This is a genomic window from Candidatus Rokuibacteriota bacterium, assembly GCA_016188005.1.
GTDB lineage: Bacteria > Methylomirabilota > Methylomirabilia > Rokubacteriales > CSP1-6 > UBA12499.
The window spans coordinates 59,182-74,451 of the sequence record JACPIQ010000045.1 but is presented as its reverse complement, the minus strand read 5'-3'; the positions used below and the strand labels follow the sequence as shown (position 1 = coordinate 74,451).

The following is a 15,270-nucleotide window of genomic DNA, read 5'->3' as shown; positions in this document are numbered from 1 at the left end:
TTGAAAGCCGTCTGCCGAGACACTCGTTTAGTAGCTACGATCCCGGCGAACGAGGCGAGGCCGGTAACCGTCGATCGGGAAAGGCGAAGTAGGTTACGCTGAAGCGCGCCGGCGGACGCTGCGGGGTAAACTCACGCTAGAAGAAGTACTTCAGCAGGGCGAAGGCCCGATCGTTGTCCCGCCACTGGCCCCAGAAACTGTCCTGGGGGCCGGCGATGATGTCCACGCCCCCCTCGACGTGAAAGGCATCGGTCAGCTTATGGGTGAGCTTGAACTGGACGTAGTAGTTCGGGGCGGACTCGAAGTCAGTGCTCCCGCTCAGCGAGAACTGGGTCTCCTCGTTGAACTTGAGCCGCACCCGCCCGGCCATGGCGTTTCGGAAAGCGGCGCTGAAGAACCCCCGCGAGCGCTCGAAGGGCGAGTCCTCCCGCGTGTCGAGCAAGGTCTCGCGCGCATACTCCAGGATGAGGTCGATCCGCTCGAGCCACTTGACCGGCAGCTCGTCGAGGGGGTAGTTCGCCCCGACGATCCACTGGAACCGGTCGTCTCGCCCACGGCTTTCGACGAACTTGAAGGCTCCCTCGCCGTGGACCTCGAGCTTGTCGAACGTGGTCGAGAAGTCGAGGCCGACCGCCTGCAGCCGCGTGTAAACCGGGGTCAGCCGCGGGACCGTGAAGAACGGCGTGACCGGCACCTGCCCGCGGCGGACCACGGGGGTGTTCTCGTACCCGTCATAGTAGCTGATGGAGGCGTCCCAGCCGCGCACCGTGGCCTTCAGCCGCGAGGCGAGCTGCCAGGTGTCGAGGCCCTTGCCCGGCAGCTCCCGGTCGTCGACGACGCCCACGAACCCCGGGGGGACCCGTGGGGCCCACCGGCTCCGGGGGAGCGGGTCCCGGCTCGGGGTGAAGACCGGCACGAAGACGATGCTGTAGCTCAGCGGCCCTCCCGTGGCCGTGAAGGCGCCCGACCAGATGCCGATCTTGGTGCGGTCCAGGACGTCCAGCAGGTCATAGGGGTTCAGGTAGTCGGTGGGGTTGGCGGCATCCGCCGTCCCCCAGGCGTAGGTCTGCTTCCCGAGCGTCACCTCCACGGGCGTGCGGTGCAGGCGGAGCACTCCCTCGTTCAGGTTCAGCATGCTGCGGCGCTTGGTGGTTTCCGGAATCTGGAAATGCACCCCGTCGGCGAACTCGTCGTCGTCCACGCGGGCCTCGCCGACGAGGCGGATCTCGCTCCATGGGCTGAGGCGCCGTTTCCACGTGAGCTCGGCGATCCCCTCGTTCCGGATGTTGCGGTGATCGCGCGGCGTGTCGTGGAAGTGAGAGAAGTTCTTGAACTGGAGGACGCCGGTGATGCCGAAGGGGATCGTGGGCGCAGGCGGGCCTGGCGCGGCCGCGGCCGCAGCCGCCATGACCTGCCCCTGGGGAGGTGGAGCGGGCGCCGGATCCGCGGCGACGGCGACCCCCGCGGCGGCGAGCCAGACGAGCGCGCCGGCGAGGCACATCGCGCCACGCGCCACGCTCACGCCGTCCCCCGCCCGGTGACCGCGCCCAGCGCCGCCTCGCGCAGGCCATGCGCCCGCTCGGCGATCGCCTGGCCCACGTCGGCCGACCGCTCGCGATTCCAGCGCATGAGCCGGGCCTTCGGCGGGCCGGCGGCGGCCTGGAGCTCGAAGTACAGGAATTGCCCGATGCCCTGCCGCGGCATCCAGGTCCCGACGTTGAAGTACGCGCCATTCTCCGACGCGGCGAAGGGCATCAGGTCGGGGTCATGGGAATGCCCGAAGACGACGTAGCGGACGCCGATGATCTCCCGGATCCGCCGGGCGATGTCCCGCAGGTTTCGATGGTCGTTGATCTTGGACATGCGGTGCTTCCCGGCGAGCAGGAGCAGCAGCACGAGGAGCACGATCCCGGCGCCCGCCCACGCGCCGGTGCCGGGGATGCCGAGGGCGCCGGCGACGACCCCGACCACGCTGCCCAGGAGTCCCACCGCCACCAGGTCGATCTGGGTGCAGCGGAGCGACGTCATCCGCTCCCGGATGATCGGGCGCTCGGCCAGCCCCTCGATGCGCCCGAGCGTCTCGGCGTCGAGGCCGAACCGCTGCACGATCTCGTCTCGCCGCGTCGCCGCCACCGCCGCCACGGCGGCGTCGAGCGCCTCGGGCGGCCGCGTGATCTTCGAGAGGATCCGGTAGGCCATCTCGAGGTAGTAGAAGGGCATCCGGATCACCTGGCGGGGATTCGTGCGGATCAGCCGCCAGATGTAGCGCGGGATCGAGTTCACGTTCTCCATCGCGATGGGATCGACGATCGTGATGCGCGAGCCGAAGTACCGCATGGACAGGGCCGAGATCGGCAGCTCCATCCGGCGGTCGTTGCCGGGCAGGACCGGATGCAGGTTGTGCGCGTTCGAGCAGTAGCCGTCGTACTGGTGGCCGTGCTCCACGTAGAGAAGCCCCGGCTCGTAGTAGAACCACGGGTGGAAGGTGATCCGACTCCGGGTAATCGCGTCCATCTCCTCCGCGGTGACGCCCTCCGGGGGGTGCTGGGCGATGCGGCGCCGGAAGTGCTCCTGGACCTGCGGCCAGCAGAACTCCAGGTCATGGTTGCCCCGGATCATGTGCATCTCGTTGCCCGCCGCGAGGAAGTGGGCGAGCGTTCGAAGCAGCCGGGGGTGTCCCTTCAGGGCCACGTCCAGCTTCCACACCGATTTCTGCCACTCCGTGCCCGGGAAGAACTTGAAGTCGGTGGGGTAGAGAGTCACCCCCGCGAGGAGCGGGTCGGCCGGATCGGGCCTCACGGGGATGTGGTAGAACTCGACGAAGTCCCCGTTGATGATGAGCCGCCACGGCCGGCCGTCGAGGTAGTGCTGGAGGAAGTCGGAGAACTCCTCGTCGAAGTAGAAGAGGCGGCCGGTGGGGCTGTGCTCGGCCTCCTGAATGTGCAGGTCGCTGACCACGAGGTACCCGAACCGCCGCTCGTCCTCGTTTCGCACGCGTCGATAATCGGACATCCCGGCCGCGATTTCCACAGCCATTTGGGGGAAGTGCTGCCCCACACGGATGGGGGGAATTGGGGAGTGGAGGAGGCGGTACCGCGTTCCTGCCCCCTGCGAGTGCCCATTCGGGAGGGAGCCGTGTCAGAAACCTTGACACTCAATGGGGGGGTCGCCAGGACCATGACCGCCCCGGGGCCTGTCAACCTGTCTGATTCCTGGATCCACCCGGGCGGGGGTGCGGGACCTGGACAGGCCCCTCGTCCCTCGAGCCCGTAGCAGTTGCCCGGAAAGCCTTTGGAATCGCGGTAAAGGCCGCCAATGGCGACCGCAACATCCTGTGGAAAAGGATTCCATGGGGCCAGAGCTATCGCGGGAGGAGGGGCCTCCTGCACCCGTGGAGTCGCGAAAGTTTACAGATTCGGGACCTCTCGAAAGCGCCAGGAAACAGCGGGGCATCCGTCAGCTGTATAAGTATTTGGAAGGACATTCATTTCAGTGGCTGTCCAGGGGATGGCTCCAGCTGGCACGGGCCCTGCAGACACCATCGCCTGAAATGGCAAACGTACCCACACACAGGAGGCTCTCCATGAGGCTGCTAAGAAATTCCGCCAGGGCGTTGACCAGCACTGCCCTGCTGTCGGGCGCGCTGCTGCTGGGCGCCCTGCCTGCGTCTGCGGCGGTCGTCCCGTCGTGGTCCTGGTCCCAGGGGATCACGTTCACCAGCGCAACCTTCAGCCCAGGTGGCGGATGCACGACAGTGACCCCCACCCTCGTCCAGTGGGGAGACTGCGTCGTTCCGTCGGCCCAGAGCCGCGTGGTGATCCAGGCTCCGAACCCGGCAACGAGCCCCCCGCTTGCCATTACCAGCAGCCCCATCCCTGTCCCGGGCGTCACGCTCCGGCATGACAACAACCCCATCCTGGGCACCCATGCCTTCCTGACGTCGGGGTCGTTCGCCTCGAGCATCACCTTGATCCCCTCGATCGGGCTCCCGCCATTTCCCGCGCCGATCGTGGGTGGTCTTGTGGTCGGCTTCACGGAGACCGTGAACAGCAACCCGGGGCCCGATGGAATCAACGGCACAGCCGATGACTGCGGCTTCCCTGAGGGCGCGGGGCTGTCTCCCTCTTGCCCTGACATCTTCTCCGTGCCTGGTCTGCCGTCCCTGGTTTCTTTCTTCTCGTATGACTCGGACGGGGTCGGGCCGGACGCGCCCGTCACCTATGCGGTGACCGCCTTTGCCGGTGGGCTCGGCCCGCTGAGCGCCGCGGCCTGCGTTGCTGCCGGGATGGCCCCTGGCTGCCTGGGTTTCATCACGTTCGAGGGTCTGTCGAACTTCCTGCCGACCGGGTTCGTGATTCACGCGCTGGTTCCCGAGCCCGCGAGCCTGATCCTGCTGGGCGCCGGGCTTCTCGGCCTCGGCGCGGTCGCGGGCTTCCGCCGCCGGAAGTAGGCGGCGCTCTCCGCACGCGCTCACGAGGGCCGCGGCCTCAGGGTCGCGGCCCTCGTCTTTTCTGGGCACACCGTCAGTCGCCGTACCCTCACCTTCCCGATCACGCCTTCACCGCCCGGCCGCTTGCCGACACCGAGGCACGCCCCACAAGAACAAGGGTCAGGTCGGGGCCCTCCGGAGAGCGGGCTCGAGGGCGGGCAAACGGCCCGGGTCCCCGAGGCACCGTGGGGCCGCAGCAGCGAGGGGGAGGACGACACGCGGGGGCGCGGCGCGGACCGTCGCGCCTATCCGCCCAGCCTCTTGATCAGCGCATCGATTCCCTCGGCCTGGCCGAGCCTTGGGTCGAGCTGGGCGGCCCGCCGCAGCGCCGAGACTGCGTCGGCCTTCCGGCCGAGCCGGGAGTACGTCATCCCGAGGTGGTACTGGATGATGCCGCTGTTCGGGGCTCGCTCAGCGGCCTGAGCGAGGCTCTTCTCCGCCTCGGGATAGGCGCCGCGGCGGTAGTGGACCCAGCCGAGGGTGTCCAGCAGGTCCGGCGACTCGGGGGCGCCCCTGGCAGCTTTCTGGGCCAGCGGCAAGGCCTCGTCCGGCTTCTTCCGATGCTCCGACAGGGCCCAGGCCAGGTTATTCAGCGCGACGGGATCCTCGCCATTGAGAGCGAGCGCCCGCTGGTAGCTCTCGATCGCCCTGTCCATCTGGCCCAGGGCCTGATAGGCCTCGCCCTGGCCACGGTGGGCCTCGAAGACATCCGGCCGGAGCCTGAGGGCGGCCGAGAAGGCCTCCAGCGCCTCCTTCGGCTTCTGCTGGCCCAGCAGCATCAGCCCGCGCAGTGTGGGCGGCCCGGGATGCTTCGGGGCCACGCGCTCCACCTCCTGGGCCAGCTTGAGCGCCTCGCCGAAGCGATTGACCTGGGCATAGAGGAGCCCTAGCCGGAACTTGACGTCGTGGAGATTCGGGTTCACGCGAAGCGCGGCCTCGAGGTGGCGGATCGCCTCCTCACGCCTCCCCTTCTGCTGGAGGTAGGGGGCCATGGCGAGATTGGCCTCGACGTGCGCGGGGTTGGCCCGGAGCACGGCCAGGAGGTGAGCCGCCGCCTCGTCGGGGCGCGTGCCGGCGAGAGTGCGGGCCATGAGGAAGTTCGCCCCGGGGTGCCCCGGCGCCCGGTCGAGCGCCTGCTTGAGCTCGGCCTGGGCCTCCTTGGTCTTGCCCATGGCCAGCAGGGCTCGCGCCATCTCCTCGCGAAGGTCGGCGTTGGCTGGATCCTTCCGGACCTTGTCCTGGAGCCTTTCGGCGCGCTGCCGGAGCGCCGCCTCGTCTGGCTTCTCGCCCGAGATCTCGGCGAGCTCCGTCTTGGCCTGCGCGAGACCTGGGTTGAGCCTGAGCGCCTCGCGGTAGGCGGCCCGGGCCTCGGGCAGCCGGCCGAGCCCCGCATAGGTCCGCGCGAGGATGTATTGCGCCACCTCGGACCTGGGGTTGGCGCGCGCCACCTCGGTCACGTCCTTCAGCGCGGCGGCGGCGTCACCCCTTGAGAGGAAGGCCTGGGCCCGCACGAGCCGCGCCGCGTGGAGCTCCGGGTTCTGCGCGAGCAGCTCCCCCGCCCGCGCGATGGCCTCGTCATATCGGCCCTTCTTCACGTAGCTGTCGGCCAGCGGCAGCACGAACGCCGCCTGCCGCGGGCTCGCCTTGTCGGCCGCCTCGAGGAGAGCGATGGACTGATCGTACTGGGCGCGATTGTCGTAGAGGGCGCCGAGCAGGAGCACCGCCGTGGACTGCGACGGTTGGGCCTTCACGACAGCCTGGAGCTGGGCGATGGCCTCGTCCTCCCGTTGCTGGGCGAGCGCCACGCGCGCCAGTCCCAGCCGTGGCCCCGGCGCCCGCGGGCTGATCGTCAACGCTTGCTGGAAAGCTGCCGTCGCCTGGGTCCACTGGCTTGCTCGCAGATGGAGGCCTCCGAGCAGCGTATGGAACCCCGGGTTTCGCGGATCGCGCTTGAGCGCCTCCTCCACGAAGGCGATGGCCTCCTTCAGCCGGTTGTCGCGCACGAGGGCCGTGGCCTTTGCGCGCGCCGCGACCAGCGACCGTGGATCGGCCTTGACGGCCGCGTCGAATTCCCGGAGGGCAGACTCGATGTCCTTCTCGGCGACGTGGAGGCCCCCGAGGGCCAGGTGGGCTGCGGCATAGGTGGCGTCCACCTCGGCCGCCTTGACGAACATCTCTCGGGCCATGCCCGCATTGCCCTGCTGGGCCCGGACCTGTCCCAGCAGGAGATAGGGCTGGGGCGCCTGCGGGTTCAGCCTCTGCGCGGCGCTCGCGGCCCTGAGGGCCTCGTCGAGGCGTCCCAGCGCCAGGAGCGCCCTCCCCCGCTCGACGTGGTACTCCGGAGCCTTCTCGAATGCCTTGGCCAGCTCTTCCAGGCGGCCGAGAGCCTCACGGGCCCGGCCGCGCCTGAGATAAGCAGAGGCGAGCCTGAACTGCACCAGCGGGACAGCGGCCGACTGCCGGCCCAATTCCTCGAACTCGGCGATGGCCTGGTCCACCTGGCTGGTGGCCAGATATGCCATGCCGAGGAGATAGCGCGCCTGGGCCAGCCGCGGGAAGGCCACGACGACCGGAGCGACCGCGCCGACGGCGTCGGGGCCTCGATACACCTTGAGATAGAGCCCCGCCAGCGCCATGGCCACCATCGGGGTGCGCGCCCGACCCTCCACCTCCTCCAGCTTTCTGATCGCCTCATCGAGCCTCCCGAGTGCTTCTTCGGCGGCGGCCATGCCCACCCTGATCCTCGGGTCCAGCGGCCTGACGGCCAGGGCGTCGGAGAAGAGGCGGGCCGCTTCCTGGAAGTCCCGCCGGACCAGTCGCACGGCGCCGAGCCCGCCCAGCGCTTTCGCGTCCTTCGGATTCCCCGCGAGCGCGGCCCGGTACGCCTCCTCTGCCTCCGCGAGCTTTCCCCCGACCAGCAGCGCTTCGGCACGGAGAGTCTGGGCTTCCGGAATTGGAGTTCCCCCCCGCTCGGCGGCAGCCACCGCGGCCAGGGCCTGGTCGGCTTTGCCCTGCCCGAGCAGGGCCGCAGCCCGGAGATAGGCGCCATCGGCGCTCTTCGCGTCCCGCCCCAGGATCCGGTCCGCCTGCGCGGCGACTTCTGTCCAGGCTCCCAGCTCCACCAGGATCCGTCCCAGCTCGGCCGCGATCGGCGCCGACTCGGGCGCCAACACCTGAGCCCGGCCCAGCTCTCTCACGGCATCGCCGTACCAGCTCTTGGCGGCATAGGCTCGCCCCAGGGCATGGAGCGCCGGGACGAAGTCCTTGTCGATCTGGAGCGCGTTCCGCAGCTCGACGACGGCCTCGTTGGTCTTGCCTTCCTTGAGGAACTGGTCGCCCCGCGCCAGAGCCGCCTGCTTCCGCCCCTCGGGGCTCTGCGAGCAGCCGGCGGCCACGAGCAGCGCCAGCGCCGCCAGCACCGTGCAGCGTGCGCTCATTGCTAGCCCCCGATCTCTTTGATCAGGTCCTGGAGCTTCTCGCGCTCGCCGAGCTTCGGGTCGAGATTCGCCGCTCGGCGCAGCATCGAGGCGGCGTCGCCCTTCTTGCCGAGACGATAGTAGGTCATCCCGAGGTGGTACTGGATGGTGGCGTTCTTCGGCGCGCGCTCCGCGGCCGGGACCAGGAGCTTCTCGGCGTCGGCGTACTTACCCCGGCGGTAGTGGATCCAGCCCAGCGTGTCGGCGACCTCGGGCGCCTGGGGCGCCAGCTGGGCGGCCTTGCTGGCCAGGGGCAGCGCCTCGTCCGGGTTCCGGCGCACCTCGGCCAGTAGCCAGGCGAGGTTGTTCAGAACCGTGACGTCGTCTCCCTTGACCGTGAGGGCCCGCTGGTAGCTGGCGATGGCGCGGTCGACCTGGCCCAGCGTCTCGTGCGCCTGCCCCGACCCGCGATGGGCCTCAGCCAGGTCAGGCTTCATCTTCAGCGCCGCCCCGAACGCCTCGAGGGCCTCCGGGGCCTTGCGCTGGGCCAGGAGCGCCATGCCCCTCAGCAGAGGGGGCTCGGGGCTCTTGGGAGCGGCGCGCTCGAGCTCCTGCGCGATCCTGAGCGCATCGGGCAGGCGATTGGAGGCAAGGTAGAGGTGGCCGAGCTGGAGCTTGATGCCACCCAGGCTCTGGTTGACGCGCAGTGCGGCCTCCAGGTGCTTGATCGCCTCCTCGCGGCGCCCCTGCCGCTGCAGGTGGGCCGCCATCAAGACGTTGCCCTCGACGTGGGAGGGGTTGGTGCGGAGAAGCGCCGCGAGGTGGGTCGCGGCCTCGTCGGGGCGGCCATCCCGGCCCAGCGCGATGGCCATGAGGTAGTTGGCCGAGCCCCGTGCCGGCGCCTGCTCGAGCACCTGCTTGAGCTCGGCCTGGGCCTCTTTCCCCTTGCCGGCGGTGAGCAGGGCCCGGGCCAGCTCCTCCCGGAGCGCGGGGTTCCTGGGCTCCTTCTTCACGGCCTCCTGGAGCTTCGCGAGAGGCTCGGTGCCGGCTCCCGCCTCGGGCTTCTGTCCGGAGAGGGCCGCCAGCTCCGCCTTCGCGGAGGCCATCTCCGGGTTGAGCTTGAGCGCCTCGCGGTAGGCGGCCCGAGCCTCGGGCAGCCGCCCGAGGGCTGCGTTGGTGCGCGCGAGCATGTACTGCGCCCTGTCGGATTTCGGGTTGGCGCTGACCACCACGGTCACGTCCTTGAGCGCGGCGGCGCCGTCCCCCTTGGAGAGGTAGGCCTGTGCGCGGATGAGCCGGGCCACCGCCAGGTCCGGCGCTTCGCCCAGCAGCTCGGACATGCGGGCCAGCGCCTCGTCGTAGCGCCCTCTCTTGAGGTACAGGTCGCCCAGGGCAAGCGTGAAGGCCTGCTGGCGGGAATCCGCCTTGGCCGCCGCCTCCAGCACCTGGATGGCCTGGTCGTACTGCGCCCGTCTGTCGTGAAGCGCCCCCAGCAGCAACACGGCCGTGGGCTGGGCCGGCCGCTCCTTGACAACGGCCTGCAGGTGCCCTATGGCCTCCTCCTCCCGTTCCTGCGCCAGCGCGACGCGCGCCAGCCCCAGGCGCGGCTCGAGGGCCTTCGGGTCGATCTCGAGGGCCTTCCGGTAGGCCGCCGCCGCCATGTCCCAGCGGCGCTCGCGGCTGTGGAGCCCACCGAGCAGTGACTGGAATCCCGCCTCCCTGGGCTGGGCCTTGGCCATGGTCTCCACGTACTGCACGGCCTCCTTCGCCCGCTCCTGCTGGACCAGGGCAGCCGCCTTCGTCCGGGCCACGACCAGCGACTGAGGATCGGCCTGGGCGGCGAGGTCGAACTCCTTGAGCGCTGCGTTCATGTCCTTGTCGGCGGCGTGGAGGCGCCCCAGGGCGACGTGCGCCGGGGCGAAGCCTGAGTCCACCTCGGCGGCCTTGGCGTACATCTCACGCGCGGCCTTGCTGTTCCCCCCCTGGGCGTGGATGTGCCCCAGGAGGAGATAGGGCTGGGGGCTCTGGGGGGCCAGCCGCTGGGCCTCTCCGGCGGCACGCAGGGCCTCGTCGCGCCGGCCGAGCAAGAGCAGCACCCGCCCGCGCTCGGCATGGTAGTCGGCGACCTTCTCGAGAGGCTTGGCAAGCCCGTTCAGGAGGACCAGCGCTTCTCGGGCGCGACCCCGCCGCGCGTAGGCGTGGGCGAGGCGAAAGTGGACGAGAGGTTCGTTGGGGACCTGCTTGTTCAGCTCCTCGAGCTGCACGATCGCCTGATCCGGCCGGTTGCCGGCGAGGTAGGCGGACCCGAGCAGGTAACGGGCCCGCGTGTACTTCGGGGCTTGCTGGACTACTGGCGCCAGGGCGCTGGCGGCATCGCTGGCGCGGTTGGCCTTGAGGTACAGCTCCCCCAGCGCCATCATCACCGCCGCCGTCCGGGCGCGCCCGTCAAGTTCCTCCAGCTCCCGGATGGCCTCGTCACGCTTCCCCAGCCGGTCCTTGGCCAGCGCGAGCCCCACCCGGATCCTGGCGTCCGCCGGTTTCACTGCCCGCGCATCGGCGTAGAGCCGGGCCGCCTCGTCGGGCTTCCCGCGGGCAAGCAGGATCCCCGCGAGCCCGGCGAGGCTCCGAGCGTCCTTCGGGTTGCTGGCGATGACCGCCTGGTATACCTGCTCGGCCTCTTGCGGCTTCCCCTGGAGGAGCAGGACCTCGGCGCGCACGCTCTGCAGCTCGGGCGTCGACGTCACACCACCCCGCGAGGCTGTCTCCAGCACTGCCAGCGCCTCCTCGAGCCGGCGCTGTCCGAGGAGCGTGGCCGCTCGGACGAAGACCCCGTCCGCGCTCCCCGGCTCCCGCGAGAGAACCACCTCCGCGGCAGCCTCGGCATCCGACCAGGCGCCCAGCTCCACCAGCACGCGCCCGAGCTGCGTGGCCACGGGCACCGAGTCCGGCGCCAGCGCCTGGGCGCGGCTCAGCTCTCGCGCGGCATCGGCGTACCACGCCTTGGCCGAGTACGCCCGGCCCAGAGCGTGCAGCGCGGGGACGAAGTCCTTGTCCACCTGCAGCGCAGTGCGCAGCTCGATGATGGCCTCGTTGGGCTTTCCGTCCTTGAGATACTGCTCGGCCCGCTCGACCGCCTTCTGCTTCTTGACCTCGGGGCTCTGGCCGCACCCGGCCAGCGTCAGGAGCGTGGCCACGACGACAACCGTTGCGACGACGCGGAGCGCGCGCGTGCAGATAGCGTTCACGCCTGGCACCTCTCTGGCTGGGGGAGCATGCTCCCGGGCTCTGGTTGGTGGATCGTCGAAGCGCGCATCTCGGGCGTCCGCGCTCTGCAGTCTATCATGGGTGATTTCTCCGCCCGCCGCCTTTCCGGCGGTCGCCGCGTCTCGCCGACCCGCGGCTGCGCGACCACGCAAGAATTGCCGGGTGCGCTCCCGCACCGGCCGGAGACGAAGGCCTGCACGATCGGGGCCACCGGGACAACGGGCCTGGCGCTCGAAGAAGAACGCGGAGCGCCTGCGCGCTCCGCGTCGGATCTGGTGGACGATACTGGACTTGAACCAGTGACCCCCGGCATGTGAGGCCGGTGCTCTGCCAACTGAGCTAATCGTCCGCGTGAGGAAATCTACAGCGTCGGTGGATGATCGTCAACTCCTCACGGCCGGGAGCCCAGCTGATCGGAGGAGGACACTCGGAGCTACAGACCGGCCTTGGAGAGATGGGCCTCGATGGCTTGCACGTAGCGCGGGTAGACCTCCAGGGTCGTCCGGATGGCCCCCAGCACCTTGGCGTCGTCGAGAGCCTCGTACTCGTGAACCAGCCGGTTCCTGAGTCCGGCTGATGGAGCCAGCGAATCGGCGAGCCCGACAGCGACGATTCCCATCTGCCCGATCCTCACGAACCCACCGTAGTAGTCGTCGGGAATTTCGCCCCCGCCCTCCGCGATCAGGTGGGCGTTGATGTCGAGAGCGGCCTCGATGGCCTCCTGCAGGATCCGCTCCGCGGCCTTGCGCTCGTAGAAGCGGGCGCGGTACTCGAGGAGGCTCAGGTCAGCGATCGGGCGCAGGCCGTCGAGAGAGGCGATGATGTGCCCGAGCTTTCGCCGGATCACGGCCGCGTCCACCGGACTCACGCCAGTCCCACCCGTTCGAGAAACAGCTGGATGGCCCGCCGCTGGGAGCGGCGGAGCTTCTCGGCGTCGCAGTAGCGGCGTGAGGCCAGCGACTGGAACTCCCGGAAGGCTCCGGAGCGCCGTTCGAAGAGGAGCTTGCCTGTCCGGGCCACCTCGAAGGCCAGCAAGGGCCCGGCGCGACGAAGGTCCACCAGGTCCACACGGTCGCTCGCGAGCCGCGGGGCGATGGCGAGGTAAAGGGCGTCGACGTCGGCCGCGCCCTGGCATCTGACGGCGAGATCGACGTCGCTACCGGCGCTGGCCCGACCCTTGGCCGCCGATCCGAATAGCACGAGGAGCTCGAGCGCGGGGATGTCTGCCGGAAGGTCCGCGAGGCGCTGAGCGACTTGCTCGGCGCTGACCGCGCGTGTCATGCAGCCACTGTATCGGAGCCCCCTCAGCGAGTCAACGAAGGCGCGGTGAAAGGTGGCGCGGCCCTGCCCGGGCGCTGGCCCGGAGCGCTCCGATCGTTTATGCTCGGCGGGAGCCCTGAGTGATGACCGCCGCCGCCGACCTCGTCTACCGCGCCTTTTACGGCGGCGTTCTCTCTCACCTCCCGGAGCGCGTGGCGGTTCCGCTGGGCCAGTGGGGGCTCAAGCTGCTCCCGCTCGACCGGCTGTCTGTCTTCCGCAGGGCCGACCCCCGGCTCGCCGTGACGCTCGGAGGGGTCACGCTGCCGAACCCGCTGATCCTCTCCTCCATGTACTACGACACGACCATCCTGCGCCGCCTCATGGGGCTCGGCTTCGGCGCGGTGACCACCAAGAGCATCACGGTCCGCCCGCGCCCCGGCCACCCGCACCCCAACCTCGTCCGCATCCGCACGCCCGAGGGCCCCGGGCTCGTGAACTGCAACGGCTTCAGGAACCCGGGCCTCGAGGCTTACCGCCGCGCGCTGGCGCGCCTGCCCCACCGCGTTCCCCTCATCGTGGCCGCCGCCGGCGAGTGCATCGAGGAGCACGTCGAGGTGGTGCGGGGGCTCGCTCCGCTCGGCGATCTCGTCGAGATCAACATCTCCTCGCCCAACACGCGCCTCGTCTACGAGTGGTCGCGCAAGCCCTCCGAGCTCGCCCGGCTCTTCAAGGCCGTCCGGGCGGCAACCACCAGGCCGGTGATCGTGAAGGTCTCGCCGGACTACCGGGAGGCTAACGAGGAGCAGATCATCCCGGCGGCGCTGGATGCGGGCCTCGGTATCGTGAACTGCGGGAACACGCGCCGCGTGGACGAGCCGCGCCTGTCGCAGAAGGCCGGTGGGCTCTCCGGGCCCGCGCTCTTTCCCACGACGCTCGAGAACGTGCGACGGCTGCGCGCGCGCTTCGGCGCGGAGCTCGAGATCATCGCGACCGGCGGCATCGACACGCCGGAAAGGGCGCGCCTGGCACTCCAGAGCGGTGCCACGGCCTGCGCGTACTTCACCGGGCTCATCACCCGGGGGCCACTCCTGGCCCGTCGCATCCTCGACGAGCTCCTGGCGCCCGGGAAATAGCCCACAGGATATCCACTTATCCACAGCCATCCACCGAGGCGAAAATCGGACGGCCTGACGCGCCTTCGCGGGCGCGCCGCCCGTATCAGACGGCCTGGCCGTCCACGGCGTGGAGGCCGTCCACAGGAGCCGCCATTGACGGGGGCGGAGCGAATCCGGCGCGCCCGCGCTCGCATCTGGCGCGGCGAAACGAGGCCTTGACACCCCTGGCGCGGGTCCATAAGTTTGGTGCGCTGCACGGGGGTCCGTGGCGCTCGACGCGAAGGCTGCGAGGCAGACGCAGAACATGATGCAGGCGCAGGACGCCGTCACCACCGCCAGGAGAGGATTCCACGCATGGAAGCCAGCCGGAAGCCGCTCGCGAAGATCGAGGGCAAGAAACGGATGCGGCTCAACGGGCTCACCGTCGCCTGGCGGGGGACGCCGCGCCTCGACGACTGGGTCGCCTACATCGTCAACGGGACCAAGTCGAAGAAGCTGATCCTCGCCGACCATGCATCCGAGCGCAAGGTGAAGACCCTGCTCGCCCGGATCCAGACCCTGTCGAAGAAGGAAGTGGAACGGCTAGCCAAGGGCTAGCGGCCCGGCCGTCGCGACCGAGGCTGGATCCTCGGCCCAGATGGCCGGGTCAGCGTCCACGTACAGCTCCACCATGTTGCCGTCGGGGTCCTCCGTGTAGATCGACTGGCTCACGCGGTGGTCGCTGAGCCCCCGGATGGGCACTCCGCGCGCGTCGAGCAGGGCCTTGGCCTCCCGGAGTTCCGCCAGGGAGTTGCCGACCTTGAAGGCCACGTGGTAGAGCCCCACGGCCCCCGCAGGCGGCGCGGGCGCGTCAGGTCCCACGCCGAGCACGGCCAGGTCGTGGTGGTTCACGCCGGCCGAGAAGAAGACCATGCGGTTCCCGAGACGCCCGACCTCCTTGAGTCCGAGCACGCCCGCGTAGAACCGGACCGAACGCTCCAGATCGCGCACCTTCAGCACGACATGTCCCACGCCCTGGATCTTCATCTCATCCTCCCCTTCACAGGGTACCGCGCTCGGCAAGGCTCACGAAGCGGCCCCGCCCGATCACCACGTGGTCGTGGATCCGGAGATCCAGCAGCCGGGAGCACTCGACCAGCTGGCGGGTGAGCCGGACATCCTCCCGGCTGGGGGTGGGATCACCGCTCGGGTGGTTGTGCAGGAGGATCAGGGAAGCGGCCGGCTCGAGAAGCGCCGGCTTGAACACCTCCCTCGGATGCACGAGGCTGGCAGAGAGCGTGCCCTCGGAGACCACCACGTCCTTGACGAGCCCGTTCTGAGCATCCAGCAGCGCGATGCGGAAGACCTCCTTGTCGAGATCCTCCATGAGCGGCCCGTAGCGGGCGTAGACCTGCTCGGGCCTGCTCAGAATCACCCGCGCGGCGCCATTGCGCGAGCGCAGCCGCCGCGTCAGCTCGAAGGCCGAGGCCAGCCGCACCGCCTTCGCGCGCCCGACCCCGCGGATCCCGGCCAGCTCCGCCACGCCCCGCCCGGCCAGGGCCGAGAGCGACCCGTACCGGATCAGCATCTCGCGCGCCAGCTCCACCGCGTTCTGCCCCCGCACCCCGCAGCCGAGCTGAATGGCCAGCAACTCGGCATCGGCCAGCGCCTCGGCACCCTTGTGATAGAGCCGTTCGCGGGGCCGGTCCTCCTCGGGCCACTCGCCGATCCCTGCCCCGCTCGCCAT

Annotated in this window: 11 protein-coding genes and 1 tRNA gene; 3 read left to right on the top strand and 9 right to left on the bottom strand. The window is 69.9% G+C overall.

What is annotated here, in order from left to right; all coding sequences use genetic code 11:
* Window positions 1-136 precede the first annotated feature (136 nt).
* Window positions 137-1,522: a hypothetical protein gene (locus tag HYV93_09425; protein ID MBI2526189.1), complete on the bottom strand. Its 1,386-nt coding sequence runs from the start codon at window positions 1,520-1,522 to the stop codon at window positions 137-139.
* Window positions 1,519-2,994, bottom strand: a complete 1,476-nt coding sequence (locus HYV93_09420) for a metallophosphoesterase (GenBank protein ID MBI2526188.1) — start codon at window positions 2,992-2,994, stop codon at window positions 1,519-1,521. Before HYV93_09420 ends, HYV93_09425 begins: the two co-directional genes overlap by 4 nt.
* 589 nt (window positions 2,995-3,583) lie before the next feature.
* Between HYV93_09420 and HYV93_09415 the strand changes: the two genes are divergently transcribed.
* The gene (locus tag HYV93_09415; GenBank protein ID MBI2526187.1) at window positions 3,584-4,450 is read left to right on the top strand and encodes a THxN family PEP-CTERM protein; all 867 of its coding nucleotides are present in this window, start codon (window positions 3,584-3,586) and stop codon (window positions 4,448-4,450) included.
* A gap of 284 nt (window positions 4,451-4,734) precedes the next feature.
* On the opposite strand, the gene HYV93_09410 is transcribed toward HYV93_09415, so the two are convergent.
* The 5 genes from HYV93_09410 to HYV93_09390 form a co-directional block, all read right to left on the bottom strand.
* Window positions 4,735-7,926: a tetratricopeptide repeat protein gene (locus HYV93_09410; GenBank protein ID MBI2526186.1), complete on the bottom strand. Its 3,192-nt coding sequence runs from the start codon at window positions 7,924-7,926 to the stop codon at window positions 4,735-4,737.
* A gap of 2 nt (window positions 7,927-7,928) precedes the next feature.
* A complete protein-coding gene (locus tag HYV93_09405) occupies window positions 7,929-11,150 on the bottom strand; it encodes a tetratricopeptide repeat protein (protein MBI2526185.1) in 3,222 nt (1,073 codons plus the stop codon).
* A gap of 292 nt (window positions 11,151-11,442) precedes the next feature.
* Window positions 11,443-11,518 (bottom strand) — tRNA-Val (locus HYV93_09400).
* 84 nt (window positions 11,519-11,602) lie between these two features.
* A complete protein-coding gene (locus HYV93_09395) occupies window positions 11,603-12,037 on the bottom strand; it encodes a DUF86 domain-containing protein (GenBank protein MBI2526184.1) in 435 nt (144 codons plus the stop codon).
* Window positions 12,034-12,450, bottom strand: coding sequence for a nucleotidyltransferase domain-containing protein (locus tag HYV93_09390; protein ID MBI2526183.1), 417 nt, complete (start codon window positions 12,448-12,450; stop codon window positions 12,034-12,036). The genes HYV93_09395 and HYV93_09390 overlap by 4 nt, the downstream gene beginning before the upstream one ends.
* Before the next feature lie 122 nt (window positions 12,451-12,572).
* Between HYV93_09390 and HYV93_09385 the strand changes: the two genes are divergently transcribed.
* Both HYV93_09385 and HYV93_09380 read left to right on the top strand, forming a co-directional pair.
* Window positions 12,573-13,562: a hypothetical protein gene (locus tag HYV93_09385; GenBank protein ID MBI2526182.1), complete on the top strand. Its 990-nt coding sequence runs from the start codon at window positions 12,573-12,575 to the stop codon at window positions 13,560-13,562.
* Between the two features lie 336 nt (window positions 13,563-13,898).
* Window positions 13,899-14,141: a hypothetical protein gene (locus HYV93_09380; protein MBI2526181.1), complete on the top strand. Its 243-nt coding sequence runs from the start codon at window positions 13,899-13,901 to the stop codon at window positions 14,139-14,141.
* Here HYV93_09380 and HYV93_09375 read toward each other — a convergent pair.
* The gene (locus HYV93_09375; GenBank protein ID MBI2526180.1) at window positions 14,127-14,570 is read right to left on the bottom strand and encodes a VOC family protein; all 444 of its coding nucleotides are present in this window, start codon (window positions 14,568-14,570) and stop codon (window positions 14,127-14,129) included. The genes HYV93_09380 and HYV93_09375 overlap by 15 nt on opposite strands.
* 13 nt (window positions 14,571-14,583) lie before the next feature.
* Window positions 14,584-15,270: a DNA repair protein RadC gene (gene radC / locus HYV93_09370; protein MBI2526179.1), complete on the bottom strand. Its 687-nt coding sequence runs from the start codon at window positions 15,268-15,270 to the stop codon at window positions 14,584-14,586.